At 62.6% G+C, this 20,456-nt stretch carries 20 protein-coding genes; 13 read left to right on the top strand and 7 right to left on the bottom strand.

Translation table 11 applies throughout. From position 1 onward, the window contains the following. Positions 1–3: 3 nt before the first annotated feature. Positions 4–1,161, bottom strand: a complete 1,158-nt coding sequence (emhA, locus tag J5M72_RS17485) for an efflux RND transporter periplasmic adaptor subunit EmhA (RefSeq protein WP_169429190.1) — start codon at positions 1,159–1,161, stop codon at positions 4–6. 267 nt (positions 1,162–1,428) lie between these two features. Here emhA and emhR point away from each other — a divergent pair, with 267 nt between their 5' ends. After that, positions 1,429–2,061, top strand: a complete 633-nt coding sequence (gene emhR, locus J5M72_RS17480) for an efflux system transcriptional repressor EmhR (protein WP_114881735.1) — start codon at positions 1,429–1,431, stop codon at positions 2,059–2,061. A 249-nt stretch (positions 2,062–2,310) separates the two neighbouring features. On the opposite strand, the gene J5M72_RS17475 is transcribed toward emhR, so the two are convergent. Genes J5M72_RS17475 through J5M72_RS17465 form a run of 3 tightly spaced genes read right to left on the bottom strand, consistent with a single transcriptional unit; the run spans position 2,311 to position 4,892 of the window. Then, on the bottom strand, positions 2,311–3,360 hold the full coding sequence (locus J5M72_RS17475) for an alkene reductase (RefSeq protein ID WP_169429191.1): 1,050 nt from the start codon (positions 3,358–3,360) through the stop codon (positions 2,311–2,313). A 32-nt stretch (positions 3,361–3,392) separates the two neighbouring features. After that, positions 3,393–4,556, bottom strand: a complete 1,164-nt coding sequence (locus J5M72_RS17470; RefSeq protein WP_207866639.1) for an MFS transporter — start codon at positions 4,554–4,556, stop codon at positions 3,393–3,395. A gap of 33 nt (positions 4,557–4,589) precedes the next feature. After that, the gene (locus J5M72_RS17465; RefSeq protein WP_007957866.1) at positions 4,590–4,892 is read right to left on the bottom strand and encodes a helix-turn-helix transcriptional regulator; all 303 of its coding nucleotides are present in this window, start codon (positions 4,890–4,892) and stop codon (positions 4,590–4,592) included. A 171-nt stretch (positions 4,893–5,063) separates the two neighbouring features. Here J5M72_RS17465 and J5M72_RS17460 point away from each other — a divergent pair, with 171 nt between their 5' ends. After that, positions 5,064–5,636, top strand: a complete 573-nt coding sequence (locus tag J5M72_RS17460; protein WP_169429192.1) for an ACP phosphodiesterase — start codon at positions 5,064–5,066, stop codon at positions 5,634–5,636. 14 nt (positions 5,637–5,650) lie between these two features. On the opposite strand, the gene J5M72_RS17455 is transcribed toward J5M72_RS17460, so the two are convergent. Continuing rightward, the gene (locus tag J5M72_RS17455; protein ID WP_169429193.1) at positions 5,651–6,445 is read right to left on the bottom strand and encodes a lysophospholipid acyltransferase family protein; all 795 of its coding nucleotides are present in this window, start codon (positions 6,443–6,445) and stop codon (positions 5,651–5,653) included. Then, positions 6,445–7,200, bottom strand: coding sequence for an L-ornithine N(alpha)-acyltransferase (gene olsB, locus J5M72_RS17450; protein ID WP_207866638.1), 756 nt, complete (start codon positions 7,198–7,200; stop codon positions 6,445–6,447). The genes J5M72_RS17455 and olsB overlap by 1 nt, the downstream gene beginning before the upstream one ends. 153 nt (positions 7,201–7,353) lie before the next feature. On the opposite strand from olsB, the gene J5M72_RS17445 reads away from it, so the two are divergent. The 9 genes from J5M72_RS17445 to J5M72_RS17405 all read left to right on the top strand — a co-directional run bounded on the left by J5M72_RS17445 (position 7,354) and on the right by J5M72_RS17405 (position 16,500). Next, the gene (locus J5M72_RS17445; RefSeq protein ID WP_207866637.1) at positions 7,354–8,259 is read left to right on the top strand and encodes an acyl-CoA dehydrogenase family protein; all 906 of its coding nucleotides are present in this window, start codon (positions 7,354–7,356) and stop codon (positions 8,257–8,259) included. A gap of 31 nt (positions 8,260–8,290) precedes the next feature. After that, a complete protein-coding gene (locus J5M72_RS17440) occupies positions 8,291–9,376 on the top strand; it encodes a serine hydrolase (protein ID WP_207866636.1) in 1,086 nt (361 codons plus the stop codon). Beyond that, positions 9,373–9,675, top strand: a complete 303-nt coding sequence (locus tag J5M72_RS17435; protein WP_169429196.1) for an amidase — start codon at positions 9,373–9,375, stop codon at positions 9,673–9,675. The genes J5M72_RS17440 and J5M72_RS17435 overlap by 4 nt, the downstream gene beginning before the upstream one ends. Before the next feature lie 144 nt (positions 9,676–9,819). Next, the gene (locus J5M72_RS17430) at positions 9,820–10,995 is read left to right on the top strand and encodes a M20 aminoacylase family protein (RefSeq protein ID WP_169429197.1); all 1,176 of its coding nucleotides are present in this window, start codon (positions 9,820–9,822) and stop codon (positions 10,993–10,995) included. Positions 10,996–11,074: 79 nt separating this feature from the next. Further along, on the top strand, positions 11,075–12,385 hold the full coding sequence (locus J5M72_RS17425) for a citrate-proton symporter (RefSeq protein WP_207866635.1): 1,311 nt from the start codon (positions 11,075–11,077) through the stop codon (positions 12,383–12,385). Beyond that, a complete protein-coding gene (locus tag J5M72_RS17420) occupies positions 12,382–13,839 on the top strand; it encodes an amidase (RefSeq protein ID WP_207866634.1) in 1,458 nt (485 codons plus the stop codon). The genes J5M72_RS17425 and J5M72_RS17420 overlap by 4 nt, the downstream gene beginning before the upstream one ends. 59 nt (positions 13,840–13,898) lie before the next feature. After that, the gene (locus J5M72_RS17415) at positions 13,899–14,669 is read left to right on the top strand and encodes a helix-turn-helix domain-containing protein (RefSeq protein ID WP_085683240.1); all 771 of its coding nucleotides are present in this window, start codon (positions 13,899–13,901) and stop codon (positions 14,667–14,669) included. 81 nt (positions 14,670–14,750) lie between these two features. Continuing rightward, entirely contained in the window at positions 14,751–15,341 is a 591-nt protein-coding gene (locus J5M72_RS17410; RefSeq protein ID WP_169429201.1) for a YceI family protein, read from the top strand. 1 nt (position 15,342) lies between these two features. Continuing rightward, on the top strand, positions 15,343–16,500 hold the full coding sequence (locus tag J5M72_RS17405; RefSeq protein WP_169429202.1) for a phosphatidylserine/phosphatidylglycerophosphate/cardiolipin synthase family protein: 1,158 nt from the start codon (positions 15,343–15,345) through the stop codon (positions 16,498–16,500). A 136-nt stretch (positions 16,501–16,636) separates the two neighbouring features. On the opposite strand, the gene bglX is transcribed toward J5M72_RS17405, so the two are convergent. After that, on the bottom strand, positions 16,637–18,928 hold the full coding sequence (bglX, locus tag J5M72_RS17400) for a beta-glucosidase BglX (RefSeq protein ID WP_207866633.1): 2,292 nt from the start codon (positions 18,926–18,928) through the stop codon (positions 16,637–16,639). 260 nt (positions 18,929–19,188) lie between these two features. Between bglX and J5M72_RS17395 the strand changes: the two genes are divergently transcribed. Both J5M72_RS17395 and J5M72_RS17390 read left to right on the top strand, forming a co-directional pair. Further along, on the top strand, positions 19,189–19,797 hold the full coding sequence (locus J5M72_RS17395) for a LemA family protein (protein ID WP_207866632.1): 609 nt from the start codon (positions 19,189–19,191) through the stop codon (positions 19,795–19,797). Positions 19,798–19,810: 13 nt separating this feature from the next. Then, positions 19,811–20,456, top strand: a 646-nt coding sequence (locus J5M72_RS17390) for a TPM domain-containing protein (RefSeq protein ID WP_207866631.1), incomplete at its 3' end; no start/stop codon positions are given.

Below are 20,456 nucleotides of genomic sequence, written 5' to 3'. Positions count from 1 at the left end.
GGATTACTCCCCTTTGCCGCCGGCGGCTTTGTCAGCTGCCTGAGCGGGGGCCGGGTTCTTGTTGCCGACGTTGGTCGCTTCGCTTGGCTTGACTTCGATGCCTGGCTTGACGAATTGCAGCCCTTCGGTGATCAGACGATCGCCGGCCTTCAGGCCGTCTTCGATCAGCCATTGGCTGCCGACGGTGCGGCTGGCTTTGAGCTGACGCAGTTCGACCTTGTTGTCCGGTCCGACGACCAGCGCGGTCGGGGTGCCTTTGAGGTCGCGGGTCACGCCTTGCTGCGGTGCGAGGATCGCGGCGCTGTTCACACCGGCCTGCAACTGCGCGTGGACGAACATGCCGGGCAGCAGAGTGTGATCCGGGTTAGGGAACACGGCGCGCAGGGTCACGGAACCGGTGGTCTGATCGACCGACACTTCGGAGAATTCCAGCTTACCGTCGAGCTTGTACTGGCTGCCGTCTTCCAGGGTCAGCTTGACCGCAGCGGCGTTGTCGCCGGCCTTCTGCAGACGGCCGCTTTCCAGTTCGCGGCGCAGTTCCAGCAGTTCCACCGAGGACTGGGTGACGTCGACGTAGATCGGGTCCAGTTGCTGGATGGTCGCCATCGCATCGGCCTGGCCGTTGCTGACCAGTGCGCCTTCGGTCACCGAAGAGCGGCCGATACGCCCGGAGATCGGTGCATACACCTTGGTGTAGCGCACGTTGATCTGTGCGGTCTGCAACGACGCTTCCGATTGCAGGCGATTGGCCACGGCGGTGTCGTATTCCTGACGGCTGACGGCCTGCTCGTCGACCAGTTGCTTGTAACGGTCGGAAATCGACTTGGTCGAACGCAGGTTGGCTTCGGCGCTTTTCAGGGTCGCTTCATAGACCGACGGATCGATCTGATACAGCTGCTGGCCGGCTTTGACATCGCCGCCTTCCTTGAACAGACGCTTGAGAATGATGCCGTTGACCTGCGGACGAACTTCGGCAATGCGAAACGCGCTGGTGCGGCCCGGCAGTTCGGAAGTCAGGGTAAAGGCTTGTGGTTGCAGGGTGACGACGCCGACCTGAGGAGGTGGTGCGGCGGGAGCCGCCTCTTCCTTTTTACATCCGCTGAGCAGCGATGCCAGGGCGACGGCAGTGACCAGAGCGGTAACAGCTGGCTTGAATTGCATGAAGATCCTCGGGTCAGGCGCGCGAAAAGCGCACAAGAAGTGTGGAAGGGTAAAAAATGGGTGCCGGGTGGATAAGTAGCTTGCTAAGGAATATACTTACGTTCATGGTTGTTTGTAAACACCTTCGCTGCGTACCCAACCGGTTACAAAAGTCGTGGCAAGGTCTGAAATTGTAGGCCGGGGGCGTCGATCCGCGAGAGATCCACCCCTTTTTATTCAGCGGATATTCAGCCATCCCTGAAACATTTTGTTTGAGGTTTTACTGCCATGGTTCGTCGTACCAAAGAGGAAGCTCAGGAAACGCGCAGCCAGATTCTGGAAGCCGCCGAAAAAGCTTTCTTTGAGAGGGGAGTGGCTCGCACGACGCTCTCCGATATCGCGAGCCTGGCCGGCGTGACGCGTGGCGCCATCTATTGGCACTTCAGCAACAAGGCCGATTTGCTGCAGGCGATGCTCGATACGCTGCATGAGCCGCTGGATGAGCTGGCCAAGGCCAGTGAAAGCGAGGACGAACCCGACCCGCTGGGCTGCATGCGCAAGCTGCTGATTCATTTGTTTCATCAAGTTGCACTGGACCCGAAGACCCGGCGTATCAACGAAATTCTGTTTCATAAGTGCGAATTCACCGATGAAATGTGCGATCTGCGCCAACAGCGCCGGACCGCCAGCCTCGATTGCAATGTGCGGATCGCGCTGACATTGAGTAATGCGGTCAATCGTGGGCAGTTGCCGGCAGACCTCGACACCGCCCGCGCAGCCATCAGCATTCACGCTTTTATCGATGGCATTCTGTATCAGTGGCTGCTGGCCCCGGACAGCTTTGAGCTGTACGCCGAGGCCGAGCGCTGGGTCGATACCGGGCTGGACATGCTGCGTTGGAGCCCCAGCCTGCGCAAATGAAACAAAATTCGTTATTGGATCAGTTTGTGTCAATGACGGAGGAGGGTGAAGATCCCTGTTCACTCGCCCCGCTGCAATGGGATGCTTTTATATACCTCTGTGGCGCGGGTTGATAGGTAGCGAGCTACGTATTTTGTAGCAATTTTGTGTCGAGCCTGTGAACGAATGTGAACGGCTTGGCCGCCCGGCGACCAATAAAAAGCCCCCGACTCTCACGAGTCGGGGGCTTTTGCGTTTCTGCGGTGAGGCTTACAGGGTCGGGTAGTCGAGGTAGCCGACTGCGCCTTTGCCGTAGAAGGTTTCCGGGTGCGGTTCGTTCAGTGGCGCATCGGCCTTCAAGCGGGCCGGCAGGTCCGGGTTGGCAATGAACGGCACACCGAATGCCACGGCGTCAGCCTTGCCTTCGGCCAGCCAGGCGTTGGCGCTGTCCTTGGTGAAGCGTTCGTTGGCGATGTATGCGCCGCCGAAGGCTTCCTTCAGTTGTGGGCCGAGGCTGTCGGCGCCTTCTTTCTCGCGGGAGCAGATGAAGGCGATGCCACGCTTGCCCAGTTCGCGGGCAACGTAGGTGAAGGTTTCAGCGAGGTTGTCGTCGCCCATGTCATGGGAGTCGGCGCGCGGAGCCAGGTGGACGCCGACACGACCTGCACCCCAGACTTCGATGGCCGCGTCGGTCACTTCCAGCAGCAGGCGGGCACGGTTCTCCAGGGAGCCGCCGTAGTGGTCGGTGCGCTGGTTGGTGCTGCTTTGCAGGAACTGGTCGAGCAGGTAACCGTTGGCGCCGTGGATTTCCACGCCGTCGAAGCCGGCCGCCTTGGCATTTTCCGCACCGACGCGATAGGCGTCGACGATGTCGGCAATTTCAGCGGTTTCCAGTGCGCGCGGGGTTGGGTAGTCGGCCAGCGGGCGAACCAGGCTGACGTGGCCTTTCGGCTGGATGGCGCTCGGTGCAACCGGCGCTTCGCCGTTCAGGTACGACGGGTGGGAAACCCGGCCCACGTGCCACAGTTGCAGAACGATCTTGCCGCCGGCCGCATGAACGGCCTTGGTCACGTTGGTCCAGCCACGCACCTGGTCGTTGGACCAGATGCCCGGGGTGTCCGGGTAGCCGACACCCATCGGGGTCACCGAAGTGGCTTCGCTGATGATCAGGCCGGCCGAGGCACGTTGTACGTAGTACTCGGCCATCAGCGCGTTCGGCACGCGGCCTTCGTCGGCGCGGCAGCGAGTCAGCGGTGCCATGATGATGCGGTTGGACAGTTCGAGATCGCCCAGTTTGATCGGATCGAAAATTGTTGCCATGAGATACAACCCTCGTGAAGTAAGTGAGTGAATCAGTTAGCGGTGGCCAGCTCGGGATTACCGTTCTGGCGGAAAGTGATCAGGGTCACCAGCAGGGCCAGGACCGCGAGCGCGGCAGCGGCCAGAGGCACGCTGGTCAGGCCGTAGCCGTGGGCGATGACGCTGCCGCCGACCCAGGCGCCGAGGGCGTTGCCGACGTTGAAGGCGCCGATGTTCAGGGTCGACACCAAGTTCGGTGCGGCCTGCCCGTAGGTCACGACGTTCACTTGCAGGGCCGGCACGGCGGCGAAACACGCGGTGGCCCAGAGGAACAGAGTGATCTCGGTCGGGATCAGCGCGATGCTGGTCCAGGTCAGGACGGTGGAGGTCACGGCCATGGCGATGAACACGCCGATCAGCGTCGCGGCCAGGCCCTTGTCGGCCAGTTTGCCGCCGATGATGTTGCCGACGGTCAGGCCCAGGCCGATGAGCATCAGGGTCCAGGTCACGCCGCGAGGCGAGACACCGGTGACATCGCCCAACAGCGGTGCGACGTAAGTGAACAGAGTGAACACCGAGGCGGCGAACAATGCGGTCATGCTCAGCGACAGCCAGATACCGGCGCCTTTGAGCGCGGCCAGTTCGGCGCGCATGTCGAGTTTTTCTTCGTCACGCTTGGCCGGCAGGAAGCGGATCAGGCCGATCAGCGCGATCACACCGATCACGGTCACTGCCCAGAAGGTCGAGCGCCAGCCGGCTTCCTGACCGAGGGCGGTGCCCAGCGGTACGCCAAGGACGTTGGCCAAAGTCAGGCCGGTGAACATCAGAGCCACGGCGGAGGCGCGTTTGTTCGGCGCCACCAGGTTGGCAGCGACCACCGAACCGATGCCGAAGAACGCACCGTGGCACAGAGCGGTGACGACTCGGGCGAACATCAGCACGTTGTAATCAGTGGCGATAGCGCAGAGCAGGTTGCCGATAATGAAGATGCCCATCAACGCTACCAGTGCAGCCTTGCGCGGCAGTTTTGCGGTGGCCATCGCCATGAACGGTGCACCAATCGCCACACCGAGGGCGTAACCGGTGACCAGCCAGCCGGCGCCGGGGATCGACACACCAAGGTCGGCCGCCACATCGGGCAGCAGGCCCATGATGACGAACTCGGTGGTGCCGATGGCGAAGGCGCTCAAGGCGAGTATGAGTAGCGAGAGGGGCATCGTTTAGTCCTTTTGGCTGGCTGACGTTAAGGGTCAGAGCTCTTTGCTGAGGGTGCTGAGGAACGCCTGGATCACGTCCTCGTTGCGTTTGAAAAAGTGCCACTGGCCGGCCTTCTGGCTGCTGATCAGTCCTGCTCGTTGCAGGGTGGCCAGGTGGGCGGAGACGGTCGATTGCGACAGCCCGCAGCGTTGATCGATCTGCCCGGCGCAGATGCCGTACTCGTGGTTGTGGATCTGTTCCGGAAACTGGGCTTTCGGGTCTTTCAGCCAGTTGAGGATGTCTCGTCGTACTGGGTGTGCCAGGGCTTTTATTATTTCGTCGAGGTCAATGTTCATGGCTGGGTGCTCGTGATGTGTGTAGCGCTATATCGCGATGAGGCGAACTTTAAATCGGTATTTCGCGATATACCAATATGAATTCGATCTGACGACCGCATAAATCGGTATATCGGGTTATAACGATATGTGAGGTGTAAACAAAAGCGGACGCGGTGCTAAGCTGCGCCCATGAACTATCTCGCACATTTGCACCTCGGTGGCCAGCGTCCCGGTCAACTGCTCGGCAGTCTGTATGGCGATTTCGTCAAAGGACGGCTGCAAGGGCAGTTCGACCCGGAGATCGAAGCGGCGATTGCCTTGCATCGTCAGATCGATGTCTTCACCGATCGCCATCCGTTGGTCGACGCTTCACTGGCGCGGTTTACCTCGACCCGCCGCCGTTACGCCGGCATCGTGCTCGACGTGTTCTTCGACCATTGCCTCGCCCGCGATTGGGCGCTGTACGCCGACCGGCCGTTGGGACAATTCACGACTGACGTTTACCGCGTGCTGACCAGCGAGCGGCAGTTGCCCGAGCGCCTGGCGAAGATTGCCCCGCACATGGTGGCCAATGACTGGTTGGGCTCGTATCAGGATTTCGAAGTGCTGGAACAGGTGCTGCGCGGGATCTCCCGGCGCCTGAGCAAGCCTGAAGAACTGGCCGGGGCGATGCAGGAGTTGCGCTGTCTGTATGAACCGCTGAGTGATGACTTTCGCTTGTTCTACCCACAACTGCAGGACTTCGCAGGCCGGCAGCTGTAGGCAGATGATGACGTTCAGGCAGCGATCAACTCGCCTGCGCGACGGGGTTCAGCGGGTTTGGCCACTTCGCCGAACAACGCTTTGTGCACCGCTTGCTGGGCTTCGTACGCCAGCGCTGCGCGTTCCCGGCCCTGGCAGGCAATCGGCTTGAGCAGGTGAACTTCCACCTCGCCGCAATCGTTGCTGAACAGACGCATCAGGTGCGACAGCAGATCATCGTCGCCAATGAACGGTGCCAGCGAATCAATCTCGCCATTGCGCAAATAACGGATCGCCACCGGTTGCAGCTTCACCTCGGAATCAATCGCCGCCGACAGCAGACGACCATGAAAGGTGCGCAGCGAACGGCCGTCGGTGGTGGTGCCTTCCGGGAACATCAGCAGCGGATGATCGGTTTGCAGGTGACGGGTCATCTGCTTGCGGATCAACTGGCTGTCGCCCGAGCCGCGACGGATGAACAGACTGCCGGCCTTCGCCGCCAGCCAGCCGGCCACCGGCCAGGTGCGCACTTCGGCCTTGGACAGAAACGACAGCGGTGTGAGCATCCCGAGCAGCGGAATGTCAGTCCACGACACATGGTTGCTGACCCACAGCATCGGCTGCTTCGGCAGCTCGCCATGGACGGTCACGCGAAAGGGCAGGGCATTGCTCAGGCGCGCCATGAAAAACCGCGACCAGCGCTGCCGGCGTTGCATCGAATGGGCCAGACCCAAACGCTCGAAAACCCCGAAGACACTGGCCATGCTCAAGCCCAGCGTCACCACCAGCAGCACTCGCGCGATCCGCGCGTACACCCGCAGCCGGCTCATCACACGGCCGCCTTGAAGTGCTTGGCGTAGCGTGGGCAGAGTTCGTCGCGCTTGAGCAGGATGAACACGTCGGCGACCTGGAAGTCTTCGTCCCAGCACGGCTCGCCGCAGATCTTCGCGCCCAGGCGCATGTAGGCCTTGAGCAGCGGCGGCATTTCGGCGATCACGTTCGACGGAATATCCAGGGTTGGCAACGGATTCTTCGGCTCGGCGCGCAGGTGTTCGGTGCATAGATAGCGTTCGCGCAGGCGCTGCATGATCGCGTGGGCCTGCACGCCGCCGTCCTGCATCGGAATGCTCGCGCAGCCCATCAGGTAGCTGTAGCCGCCCTGATTGAGGACTTCGGCCAGTTCGCCCCAAAGCACGGCGATGGTGCCGCCGTTGCGGTAGGCCGGGTCGACGCAGGTGCGACCGATTTCCAGGATCGGGCCTTGCAGGCCGGCGAGGCCGTGCAGGCTGAATTCTTCTTCGCTGTAGAACTTGCCCAGGCTGTTGGCGGCGGTGTGATCGAGCAAACGGGTGGTCGCCACCAGGCGCCCGGTGTTCAGGTCACGCACGCCGATGTGGCTGCAGTGAACATCATAGTCGTCCATGTCCAGACCCAGCTCCGCGCCGTTCAGCTTGGCGTTGAACTCGCCGCTGAACACGTTGAAGCGCAAGGCCTGGGCTTGCTGCAAGGCCTCGGCGCCGATCAGGCGTTCGGCTTGCAGGCGGCGTTCATTGCCGGTGTCGCTGATGCGGGCGATCTGAGTCATGTGAATCTCCGTACGGGCCTTGAACCCGTCATGGGTTGCAGCCGATCGACTTTCTTTATGCAGCCGTGTTGTGCAAAGTCAGGCTATGTAGCCCCGGTGTCATCGCCATGAATGTTTGGTGATGCTTATATGACAGCCCACAAGGAGCCTCCGATGACCTGGTCGACCCTGCTTGAATGCCGCGAACGCCTGCCCGCCGTTGCCGATCTGGCGGAGGGCTTCGCCATGTTGCTGCATCAACTGGGCAGCGTGACGCCGTTCGAACTGGCCGTGGCGGGAGGGCGGCGAATGGCGACGCCGGGGCTGGCGTTTCTGGTGGGGTATCAAGCGGCGTTGCGCATGCTCTGGCCGAGCGCGCCGCCGAGCCTCGGCGCGATGTGTGCGACCGAGCAGCGCAGCCTGCGCCCGGCGGACATGCAGACCCGGCTCACGGATCTGCGCCTCACCGGGCAAAAGGATTTCGTCACTGCCGGCGATGCGGCGGACTGGCTGCTGATCGCCGCCCGCAGTGAGCAGCCCGGCGAATCACCACGCCTGAGTCTGGCGGTGGTTTACCCCGGCGAGCCCGGCGTGCGAGTGGAAAAACTGCCGGCGCTGCCATTGATGCCGGACATCAGCCATGGCCGCTTGTACCTCGACGAGGCTCTGTGCGAACTGCTCGCCGGGGACGGTTGGGATGCCTACGTCAAACCGTTCCGCACCCTTGAAGACGTTTACGTGTTGAGCGCAATGACTGCATGGCTGTATGGCGTCGGTCAGGACAGCGGCTGGCCGCAGCCGCTGCAATTGCGTTTGCTGGCGCTGTTGGCCGGGTGCGCGGAAGTCAGTCGCCAGCCGCCGAACAATCCGGCGGGGCATGTGTTGCTCGGCGGATTGTTTGCGCAGTTAGACGGGCTCAAACCGGAGGTTGATCAGGCACTGCGTGACGGTAATTCTGAATGGGCAGCGATGTGGCAACGCGATCAATCGGTCATGCAACTGGCGGCTGGCGCACGGGCCAAGCGTCTGGCCAAGGCGTTGGCGGCAAGCCAAAACACATCTGTCATGAACGCCGGCTAGTCTTCTCTGGTTCATACCCAGAGCCCTCACCATGTTCAAAGGCCTGTCCCTGTTTCTGTTTCTGTTGCTGATCAGCTTCACGGTTCAGGCCGAACAATGGCCGGCTGACGACTGGCCGACCGGCCCGAAACTCAGCGGCCCGGCCGTCGAGGCACTGGAGGCCTATGCCTTCCCGACCCGCGATGACAACACCCGCAAAGGCATCCGCACCGACGCCTTGCTGGTGATCCGCGACGGCCAGGTTATCTACGAACGCTACGCCGCCGCGACCACCGCCGACACCCCGCACCTGACCTGGTCGATCAGCAAAAGCCTGATGGCCACGGTGTTGGGCGTGGCCTACGGCGAAGGTTTGTTCAAACTCGATGACCCGGCCGCGAAATATTACCCGGTGCTGGAAAAACACCCGGCCATCACGATCAAGGATCTGCTGCACTGGGCCTCGGGCATCGACTGGCAGGAAGATTACGAATATGCCCCGCTGAAATCCTCGGTGGTGGCCATGCTCTACACCCGTGGCCACCGCGACATGGCCGCCTTCACTGCCGATCACGACAGTTACGCGCCAGCGGGTCAGGCGTTCCGCTATTCCAGTGGCGACAGCAATCTGTTGGCCGCCGCCCTGAAAACCATCGTCGACCCGCAACGTTATCCGGACTACCCGTGGACAGCGCTTTTCGATCCCTTGGGCATTCGCCACGCCACGTGGGAAACCGATGCCACGGGCACCTTCGTCGCGTCTTCCTACGCTTACCTGACGGCACGGGATCTGGCGCGAATCGGCCTGCTGATGGAACGTGACGGACGCTGGAACGACCGGCAATTGCTGCCCAGGGATTGGGTCGCTTTCAACCGCCAACCCTTTGCCGGCTACAAGGCCCATCAGGACGAAGCCGTGCCCGGCGGCCAGTGGTGGCTCAATCGTCCGGCGGACGGCGCCGCCTCACCATGGCCCGACGCACCGCCCGACACCTTCGCCGCCCTCGGCCACTGGGGCCAGGCGCTGTACGTGATCCCCAGCGAAAAACTGGTGATCGTTCGCTATGCCGATGATCGCGACGGCAGCTATAGCCACAACGAATTGCTCAAGCGTGTGCTGGGGGCGGTGCGGCCATGAAACTGTTCAGACAAATCCTGCTGGTGCTCCTGATCGTGCTGCTGGGCTGGGGCTGGCACGAGCGCGAAAACCTGTGGGCCTTCCCGGACATCATCAGCGCCTACACCGCCAAGGAATATTGTTCGTGCCGTTATGTGATGAACAACGACGCCGAGTATTGCCGGGGCTACGTGAAGCAGTGGTTGCCCAGCGAACTGACCGATGACCGCACGCAAAAAATCGTCACCGCCAGTGGCCTGGGACGCCGCAACAGCGCCCAGTGGCAAGGCGAACGCCAGGGCTGTCGCCTGCAACCCTGATCCGGTTCCACCCTGTGGAACCACATTCGATTGTCCTCTCGCGTGTCTCGCGGTTATCTGGCGGTGAGCACGACCTGCCGTTGATGTGTCGTGAATTCATAGCGAACAACAAGACCGGGAAACACCCGCGCGAGGAGAACCGTCATGCCCCGACATCAGCATATTCTGGCCTGGCTCAACGACGTGGCCGGCGACCTGCACGCCACCCGCCAAGACATTCACGCTCACCCTGAACTCGGTTTCGAGGAAAGCCGCACCTCGGCGCTGGTGGCCCGGTCGCTCCAGGAGTGGGGCTATGAAGTCCACACCGGCATCGGCAAGACCGGCGTGGTCGGCGTGCTGCGCAACGGCAGCAGCACGCGCAAACTCGGGCTGCGGGCCGACATGGATGCGCTGCCGATCATCGAGAACACCGGCGTCGCCTACAGCAGCCGCCATCAAGGCTGCATGCACGCCTGCGGCCACGACGGACACACCGCGATGCTGCTCGGCGCGGCGCGTTATCTGGCCGCGACCCGCCAGTTCGACGGCACCCTGACGCTGATTTTCCAGCCCGCCGAAGAGGGCCAGGGCGGGGCCGAGGCGATGCTCGCCGATGGCCTGCTCGAACGCTTTCCGTGCGATGCGCTGTTCGGCATGCACAACATGCCGGGCCTGCCGGCGGGGCATCTGGGCTTTCGCGAAGGGCCGATGATGGCTTCGCAGGACTTGCTCACGGTGACCATCGAAGGCGTCGGCGGTCACGGTTCGATGCCGCATCTGGCCGTGGATCCGCTGGTCGCTGCGGCCAGTGTGGTGATGGCTTTGCAAACCGTGGTCGCGCGCAACATCGATGCGCAGCAGGCGGCGGTGGTGACAGTCGGCGCATTGCAGGCCGGCGAAGCGGCGAACGTGATCCCGCAACAGGCGATCCTGCGCCTGAGCCTGCGTGCGCTGAATGCCGAGGTCCGCGAACAGACCCTCCATCGTGTGCGCTCGATCATCGAGTCCCAGGCCGAAAGCTTCGGCTGCACCTCGACCCTCGAACACCGCCCGGCCTACCCGGTGCTGGTCAACCACACCGCTGAAACCGAGTTCGCCCGTCAGGTCGGTGTCGAACTGGTCGGTGCCGACGCCGTCGATGGCAACACCCCGAAACTGATGGGCAGCGAAGACTTCGCCTGGATGCTCCAGCGCTGCCCCGGCGCCTACCTGTTCATCGGCAACGGCGTGGCGCGGCCGATGGTGCATAACCCGGCCTACGACTTCAACGACGACATCCTGCTGACCGGCGCGGCGTATTGGGGCGCGCTCACCGAGAGCTGGCTCAAGCCGGCCTGATTTCTTCACTTTTTGCTGCCGCTGGAACGCAGGTGCGCACGTGCCTGCGTGGTCAATCTACAGCTTCTGGAGAATCCCCATGCAGACTTCGAACGCAGGCGTTTCGCGCACCCGGCAAGTGGTCGCCGCCGTCATCGGTAACGCCCTGGAATGGTACGACTTCATCGTTTACGGCTTTCTGGCGAGCATCATCGCCCGGCAATTTTTCCCGTCCGACGACGACTACGCTTCGCTGCTGATGGCGCTGGCGACGTTCGGCGTCGGCTTTTTCATGCGTCCGGTGGGCGGCATCCTGCTCGGCATCTACTCCGACCGCAAAGGGCGCAAGGCCGCGATGCAGATGATCATCCGCCTGATGACCGTGTCCATCGCCCTGATCGCTTTCGCACCCAACTACGCCGCTATCGGCATGGGTGCGCCTTTGCTGATTGTGGTGGCGCGGATGCTTCAGGGCTTTGCCACGGGCGGTGAATATGCGAGCGCCACGGCGTTTCTGGTGGAGAGCGCGCCGGCCCATCGCAAGGGTTTGTACGGCTCGTGGCAACTGGTCGGGCAATGCTTGGCGGTGTTCAGTGGCGCGGCGATGGTGGCGCTGGTCACGCATCTGTTTTCCCCCGAAGCGCTGGACAGTTGGGGCTGGCGGATTCCGTTCGTGCTCGGCCTGTTGATCGGCCCGGTGGGCTTGTGGATTCGCAAGCACATGGAAGAACCGGAAGAGTTTCTTGAAGCGCGCAAGAAGGCCAAAGGCGCCGCGCCCGGCCTGTGGCAAGTGCTGCGTGAACATCGCCGCAGCCTGCTGGTGTCGATGGGGCTGGCGTGTGGCGCGACGGTGTCGTTTTACGTGGTGCTGGTAAACATGCCGACCTTCGCCCACAAAAGCCTCGGCCTGCCGCTGGATCAGGTGTTGCTGGTGCAGATGCTCGCGGTGGGGCTGATGACCGTGGTGATTCCGTTCTCCGGTGCACTGTCGGATCGCCTCGGTCGGCGGCCGGTGCTGATGGCCTTCACCCTGGCATTCTTCGTCATGGTCTACCCGCTGTATATGTGGGTCGCGGCGGCGCCTTCGATCGAGCGCCTGCTGGTGATGCAACTGTTGCTGTGCACGGCGATTGGCGGGTTCTTCGGCCCGGCCCCGACCGCGCTGGCCGAGCAGTTCCCGATTGAAGTTCGCTCCACTGGCGTGTCGGTGGCCTACAACGTGGCGGTGATGGTGTTCGGTGGTTTCGCGCCGCTGATCGTCACCTGGCTGAGTAAAGTTCTGAACACCCCGGTGGCGCCGTCGTTCTATGTCTTGTTCGCTTGCCTGTTGACCCTGCTCGGTACTTACTGTTTGCAGGAGGCCCCGCGTGCGAAGAAACCCGTTGCGCTCAACCTGGGAGTGAAACCGTGAGTCCGTTAGCCATTGATCCGATTGTCGCCCTCGACGCCGATGCGCTGTCCCGGGCGATCCATGCCCGCAAGGTGTCGTGCCGCGAGGTGATGCAGGCGTATCTGACGCACATCGACCGCTTCAATCCGGCGGTCAACGCGCTGGTCTCGCTGCGCCCGCAAGACGTGCTGCTGCGCGAGGCCGATGAATGCGACCGGCAACTGGATCGCGGCGAGTCCCGAGGCTGGATGCACGGCATGCCCCAGGCGATCAAGGACCTGGCGGCCACTGCCGGATTGCGCACGACCCTCGGCTCGCCACTGTTCGCCGAGCAAGTGCCGCAGCACGATGCGATCAGCGTGGCGCGGGTTCGCGACTGCGGGGCGATCATCATCGGCAAGAGTAACGTCCCGGAATTCGGCCTCGGCTCGCAGACCTACAACAGCGTGTTCGGTACCACCACCAACGCCTACGATCCGGGCCTGATAGCCGGCGGCAGCAGCGGCGGGGCGGCGGTGGCGCTGGCCCTGCGTCTGCTGCCGGTGGCCGACGGCAGCGACATGATGGGCTCGCTGCGCAACCCGGCGGCGTTCAACAACGTGTTCGGTTTCCGCCCGTCCCAGGGCCGTGTGCCTCACGGCCCGATGCCGGAAGTGTTCGTCCAGCAACTGGCCACCGAAGGTCCGATGGGGCGCACGGTCACCGACGTCGCACGATTGCTCTCGACCCAGGCTGGCTACGATGCGCGAGTGCCACTGTCGCTGGCCGATGAACCACGGGATTTCGGGCTGGATCTGCAACAGGACTGCAACGACCTGCGCCTCGGCTGGCTTGGCGATTACAATGGCTATCTGCCGATGGACGATGGCGTGTTGAGCCTGTGCGAATCGGCGCTGGCGGATTTCAGTGCATTGGGTTGCCACGTCGAGGCCTGCCAGCCGGACTTTTCCATGGAACGCCTGTGGCAGACCTGGCTCACGCACCGGCATTTTCTGGTGCAGGGCAGCCTCGGCGCCGCTTATGCCGACCCGCAAAAACGGACGTTGCTCAAACCCGAAGCGCAATGGGAAATCGAAGGCGGTTTGCGTCTGACCGCTGCCGAGGTCTATCAGGCATCGGTCGCTCGCAGCGAGTGGTATCGCGCGGTGAGCGAGTTGTTCGAGCGTTACGATTTCCTGCTGTTGCCCACCGCCCAGGTGTTCCCTTTTGATGCACGGCAACCGTGGCCGCGAGTCGTCGGCGGGCAGACCATGGACACCTATCATCGCTGGATGGAGGTGGTGATCGGCCCGACCCTGGCGGGGCTGCCGAGCATCAGCGTGCCGGTGGGTTTCAACCCGGCCGGGCTGCCGATGGGCCTGCAAATCATCGGCCCGGCCCGGGCGGATCGGGCGGTGCTGCAACTGGCCTATGCTCATGAGCAACTGACCCGCTGGGTCGAGCGGCGACCGCCGGCATGCCTGCAATCGGCCTGAGCGGCCCGCATCTTGCTGGGCGAAGTGATTTTTGATCCGCATCCATGGAGGTCGAACATATGGGCAGCAAGGCAGACACCGGCAGCGTGCGCTCGGTCGAACGGGCGCTGGCCATCGTCGAATTGCTCGGCGAACATCAGGCGTTGGGGCTGGAGGAATTGCACTACCTGACGACCCTGCCCAAGGCCACGGTGTCTCGGATGCTCGCGACCTTGCAGGAGCAGGGCTGGATCTATCGTGGCCTCAGCGACCGCCGCTACCGCTTGTGCGCCAAACGGCTGTTCGGTGATCGTCAGCAACGTTTCAAGCGTCATTTGGTGGAAAGTGCGGCGCCGATGCTGCTGGAGCTGAGCGAGCGCACCGGACTGGTGGCGGATCTGTCGTGCTTCGACGGCGAACGGGTTGAAGTGATGGAAAGTGCGATCCCGCAGGTGTTGCGCAAGCGCTATCCAACCAACTGCCAGATCGTCGGCCATCACGCGAGCCTGTTTCATTCGGCGATGGGCCGGGCCTGCCTCGGCGAACTCGACAGCCAGGACGTGAAACGTCTGGCCGAGCGCGAACAGTTGGCGGATGACGGTGTATTGCAGGCCACCGAGCAAGCCTTGCATCAGGGCTTCGGCCAGCGCACCGAAGGTTACTGGGAATACCCGGTGCGCCTGCCGTTCCTGATTCGTGCGGTGGCGTTGCCGATCCGTGCGCAAGGGCGGCTGGTCGGCAGCATGGCGCTGCACTGGCCGATGGATCAGGCGCCGGTGGAGCGGGTGCTGAGCCTGCACCTCAACAGCCTCGCATCGACTATCGGCGAGGTGCAGCAGGCGTTGGCCTGAGCGTTTGCAGAGACTGACAGCTTGCAATAACGCCACGGCCAGTTAAGGTTCGTGCAGGTTTATCGGCCCCACGAGTCTTCAATGTTCAACCGTACTCTGTGCAACGCCTTCGCCGGCCTGCTGCTGGGCGCCGCCGCGCTGCCGGCCCAGGCCAACTGGTATCTGGACGGCGAGTCGTCGCGGCTGTCGTTCGTCAGCACGAAAAACACCAATATTTCTGAAGTGCAGCGCTTTCTGGTGCTGCATGGCAAGGTCGATCCCGATGGCCGCGCCGAAGTCGAGGTCGAACTGGACTCGATCAACAGTGGCATCCCGCTGCGCGATGAGCGCATGCGCAAGGAACTGTTCCAGATCGAGCAATTCCCCGAAGCGACCATCACCACCCAGATCGACCTGCGCCCGATCAATGATCTGGCCCCCGGGGCGCAGCTTGAATTGCGCCTGCCGCTGACCGTCAACCTGCACGGCAAACAGCATGAATACCCCGCCGAACTGCTCGCCACTCGGCTTGATGACCGACGCTTTCAAGTGGTGACGCTGGAACCATTGGTGATCAGCGCCGAGGATTTCGATCTGCTGCCGGGCCTGGAAACCTTGCGCAACATGGCCGGCCTGTCGGCCATCAGTCTGTCGGTGCCGGTGGGTGCGGTGCTGATCTTCACGGCGCGCTGACATGCGCGGCGCAGTGTTCCCGTGGCGTGACGGCAACCGCTTCGAACTGTTGATCGACGGCCCGCAGTTCTTTCCGCGCATGCTTGAGGAAATCGCCCGCGCCTGTGAGCAGATCGAACTGGAGCTTTATCTGGTGGAGGCGGGTGCCTGCGCCGAAGCCGTGGTTCAGGCGCTGGTGCTGGCGGCCGAGCGGGGCGTGCGGGTGCGTTGCCTGTTCGATGATTACGGCAGCCTCGCCTTCACCCTCACGTTGCGCCGGCGGCTGACCGGTGCCGGGGTCGAATTGCGTTTTTACAATCGGCTGAACTGGCGGCGCTGGGTCGGCAATTTCTATCGCGATCATCGCAAGCTGTTGCTGGTCGACCAGCGTCTGGCGGTGGTCGGCGGTACCGGGGTCACCGATGAGTTCTGGACGCCGGGCCACGACACCAGCGAATGGCACGAGGTCATGGTGCAGATCACAGGCCCCTTGGTGCTCGACTGGCAATTGCTGTTCGACCGCCAATGGATCGCCAACCGCCATCGCCGGGCCTGGCGGCCCAACGCGCATTTCGGCCTACCGCGATTGCCCCGAGTGCCGGACACGGGCGAGGGCATGGGCCGCGTGGCTTATGCCGATGCTCGCCAGCATCGCGACATTCTGCAATCGCTGTTCCGCGCACTGAACAGCGGCCAGAGGCGTATCTGGCTGGCCACGCCGTACTTCCTGCCGACCTGGAAAATCCGCCGCTCCCTGCGCAAGGCCGCCGCCCGCGGGCTCGATGTGCGCCTGCTGCTGACCGGGCCGCGCACCGATCACCCGTCGGTGCGTTACGCCGGGCATCGCTACTACCCGCGCCTGCTCAAGGCCGGGGTGAAAATCTTCGAATACCAGCCGTGTTTCCTGCACCTGAAAATGGTGCTGGTGGACGATTGGGTGAGCATCGGTTCGTGCAATTTCGATCACTGGAACCTGCGCTTCAACCTTGAGGCGAATCTGGAGGCGCTGGATCCGTCACTGACGGCAGCGGTGGTGGCGAGTTTCGAGAAAGACTTCGGCCTGAGTCAGCAGGTGAGCCTGGAGGAATGGCAGCGCCGACCGCTGTGGCGGCGGGTGAAGCAGCGGATCTGGGGCTGGGTGGATCGGGTGGTGGTCAACTTGCTCGACAGACGCGGATAACTCTGATTTCGAGCATTCCATAAGTCTAATGTGGGAGCGGGCTTGCTCGCGAAGGCGGAGTGTCATTCAGCACAGATGTCGCTGATACATCGCCTTCGCGAGCAAGCCCGCTCCCACATTGGTTTCGCAGTGTTACTTAAAGCAATTCAAAGCTCTGCTGCGTCACGTCCTGGGAATCCAGGCCGATCTGCACGTTGAACTTGCCAGGCTCGGCCGCGTACTTGAGCTGGGCGTTGTAGAACTTCAGGTCATCTTCGGTGATGGTGAAGTGCACGACCTTCTGCTCGCCCGCCTTGAGCATGATCTTCTGGAAGTTCTTCAGCTCCTTGACCGGACGGATCATCGAACCGGTGACGTCCTGGATGTACAACTGCACCACGGTTTCGCCGTCACGCTTGCCGGTGTTTTTCACTGTGACGCTGGCGTCGAGCTTGCCGGTGGCGTTCAGGGTGGTCGACGACAGCGCCATGTCACTCAAGCTGAAATCGGTGTAGCTCAGGCCGAAACCAAACGGAAACAGCGGCCCGGTCGTGTCATCGAAATACTGCGAGGTGTAGTTGCCCGGTTTGCCCGGCGTGAACGGCCGGCCAATGCTCAGGTGGTTGTAGTAGGTCGGGATCTGGCCCACGGAGCGCGGGAAGGTCACCGGCAGCTTGCCCGACGGGTTGTAGTCGCCGAACAGCACGTCGGCGATGGCGTTGCCGCCCTCGGTGCCGCTGAACCAGGTTTCCAGAATCGCGTCGGCCTGTTCTTTCTCTTCCAGAATCGTCAGCGGACGGCCGTTCATCAGCACCAGCACCAACGGCTTGCCGGTGGCTTTCAGGGCACGGATCAGCTCGCGCTGGTTCTCCGGGATGTTCAGGTCGGTGCGACTCGACGATTCGTGGGACATGCCACGGGACTCGCCCACAGCTGCGACGACCACGTCAGCGTCTTTGGCGGCTTTCACCGCTTCGTCGATCAACACATTGGCCGGACGCGGGTCATCGACCACTTCCGGGGCGTCGAAGTTGAGGAAGTTCAGGTAGTCGAGAACCTTCTTGTTACTGGTGATGTTGGCGCCACGGGCGTAGATCAGGTTCGCCTTGTCGCCGATTACATTGCTCATGCCGTCAAACAGGGTCACCGACTGCGCCGGACGACCGGCGGCGGCCCAACTGCCCATCATGTCGATCGGGGCCTTGGCCAGCGGGCCGACCAGCGCGACTTTCGCGGTTTTCTTCAGGGGCAGGGTTTCGTTCTGGTTTTTCAGCAGCACCAGGCTGCGGCGGGCCACTTCACGGGCGTCGGCGCGGTGCAGACGGCTGTCGGCGTAGGTGTCGGCCGGATCGTCTTCGGCCTTGCCGATGCGCAGGTACGGATCCTTGAACAGGCCCATGTCGTACTTGGCGGCGAGGACTTCGCGCACGGCGTTGTCGATGTCCTTCTGTTCGATCTCGCCGGACTTGAGCAGCCCCGGCAGCTCTTTGCCGTACAGGGTGTCGTTCATGCTCATGTCGATGCCGGCCTTGATTGCCAGCTTCGCCGCTTCGCGACCGTCGCGGGCCACGCCGTGCTTGATCAGCTCGAAGATCGCGCCGTGGTCGCTGACCGCCAGGCCCTTGAAGCCCCAGTCCTTGCGCAGCAGGTCATTCATCAGCCAGGTGTTGGCGGTGGCCGGGATGCCGTTGATCGAGTTCAGCGCGACCATCACGCCGCCGGCGCCGGCATCGATTGCCGCGCGATACGGTGGCAGGTAGTCCTGGTACATCTTCACCGGGCTCATGTCGACGGTGTTGTAGTCGCGACCGCCCTCGACCGCGCCGTACAGGGCGAAGTGCTTGACGCTGGCCATGATGCTGTCGGCTGCGCTCGGCGTGTCGCCCTGATAGGCCTTGACCATCACTTTGGCGATGCGCGAAGTCAGGTAGGTGTCTTCACCGAAGCCTTCGGAGCTGCGGCCCCAGCGCGGGTCGCGGGAGATGTCGACCATCGGCGCGAAGGTGATGTCGAGGCTGTCGGATGCCGCCTCTTTGGCGGCGATGCGCCCGGACTGGCCGATGGCGTCCATGTCCCAGCTCGACGCCAGGGCCAGCGGAATCGGGAAAATCGTACGGTGACCGTGGATCACGTCGTACGCGAAAAACATCGGAATCTTCAGGCGACTGCGCATCGCCGCGTCCTGCATCGGACGGTTTTCCGGGCGGGTGATCGAGTTGAACGTGCCGCCGATGTTGCCGGCGGCGATCTCTTTGCGGATCAGCTCGCGGGGCATTTCCGGGCCGATGCTGATCAGGCGCAACTGGCCGATCTTCTCGTCGAGGGTCATTTGTTTCATCAGGTTACTGATGAACGCGTCCTTGTTTTCCAGGGGGACCGGGGTCGTGGCGGCCAGTACCTGATGACTGGCCAGGCTGACGAACAGGCCCAGCAAACACAGCTTCTTCATGAATAGTTTTCTCAAGGGCCTAAACGGCGTTACAACACCGGCCAGCCAAAATTTAGGGAGCGACTATTGTTGTTCGGGTGCTGATTCAGAAAACGACAGCCGAATGTACGTCGAAAGTTTCGGCGACGTGATCGCGCAGGGCCTCTTTTTAGCCCATCGGCCCGCCGCAATCCAGTGGCGCGGGCGATTATGCCGTAACCGCCGGCTGAGAATGTTTCGCGATTCATTATTCATGAAATGTGCAAGGGAGCACCCGTCCGATGAATGTCAGTCCTGTCTACCGCTCGCGATTGCAGGTTGCCACCCTGCTGGTGCTGGCCACGTTGTTGACCGCTTGCGGCATCAACAACATTCCGACCCTCGACGAACAGGCCAAGGCCGCGTGGGGTCAGGTGCAGAATCAGTATCAGCGCCGCGCCGACCTGATCCCCAACCTGGTGGAAACCGTGAGGGGCTATGCCAAACACGAGGAGGCCACGCTGACGGCGGTGGTCGAGGCCCGGGCCAAGGCAACGTCGATCCAGGTCGATGCCAGCACCCTCGACAACCCGGAAAAACTCAAGCAGTTCCAGCAGGCTCAGGATCAACTGACCGGTGCCTTGAGCCGGTTGATGGTGGTGTCCGAACGCTACCCGGACCTCAAGGCCAACCAGAACTTTCTCGCCCTGCAATCGCAACTTGAAGGCACGGAAAACCGCATCGCCGTGGCCCGCCGGGATTTCATTCTGGCGGTGCAGAAGTACAACACCGAAATCCGCACCTTTCCCGGTCGCCTCTGGCACAGCGTGATGTACAGCGACCTGCCGATCCGCGAGACCTTCGAAGCCACCAGCCCCGGCGCGGACAAGGCCCCGGAAGTGAAGTTCTGAGCCGGGGATGCCCATGCGTGTGCTGAAAATGGGCCTGGTGCTGATGCTGTGGCTGTTCGCCGTCAGCGCCCGGGCCGAGTTGACCTTCCCGGCGCTGACCGGGCGGGTGGTGGACGACGCGCAGATGATCGAGCCGTCGGTACGTGCGCAATTGAGCCAGCAGTTGCAGGCTCACGAACAGGCGACCGGCGAGCAGCTTGTGGTGGTGACGTTGCCGAACCTGCAAGGCGCCACTATCGAGGACTACGGCGTCGAACTCGGCCGACACTGGGGCATCGGCCAGAAGGACAAGAACAACGGTGCCCTGTTGATCGTCGCCCGGGACGAGCGCAAATTGCGCATCGAAGTCGGCTACGGGCTGGAGGATCGCCTGACCGATGCCCAGAGTTCGGTGATCATTCATCAGGTCATCACGCCGTCGTTCAAGGCCGGCAATTACAGCAAGGGCATCAGCGACGGCGTGGCGGCGATGCTGGTGGTGCTGGGCGGCAATCCGCTGGACGAGCCTTCCACGGTGTACGAATCGGCCGGCGATCCCGCGGACGATTTCGTCTCGCGGCACCCGGCGTTGTTCGTATTTCTGGTGATGTTGTTCATCCTGACTGTTTTTGTCTGCCAGATGCTCGGTATCCTTCCCGCCGGCCGGGGCGGTTCCGGAG

Source organism: Pseudomonas sp. 58(2021) (assembly GCF_017491585.1).
GTDB lineage: Bacteria > Pseudomonadota > Gammaproteobacteria > Pseudomonadales > Pseudomonadaceae > Aquipseudomonas > Aquipseudomonas fluorescens_BT.
The sequence above is the reverse complement of the archived record's forward strand: the minus strand, read 5'-3'. Positions and strand labels throughout refer to the sequence as shown.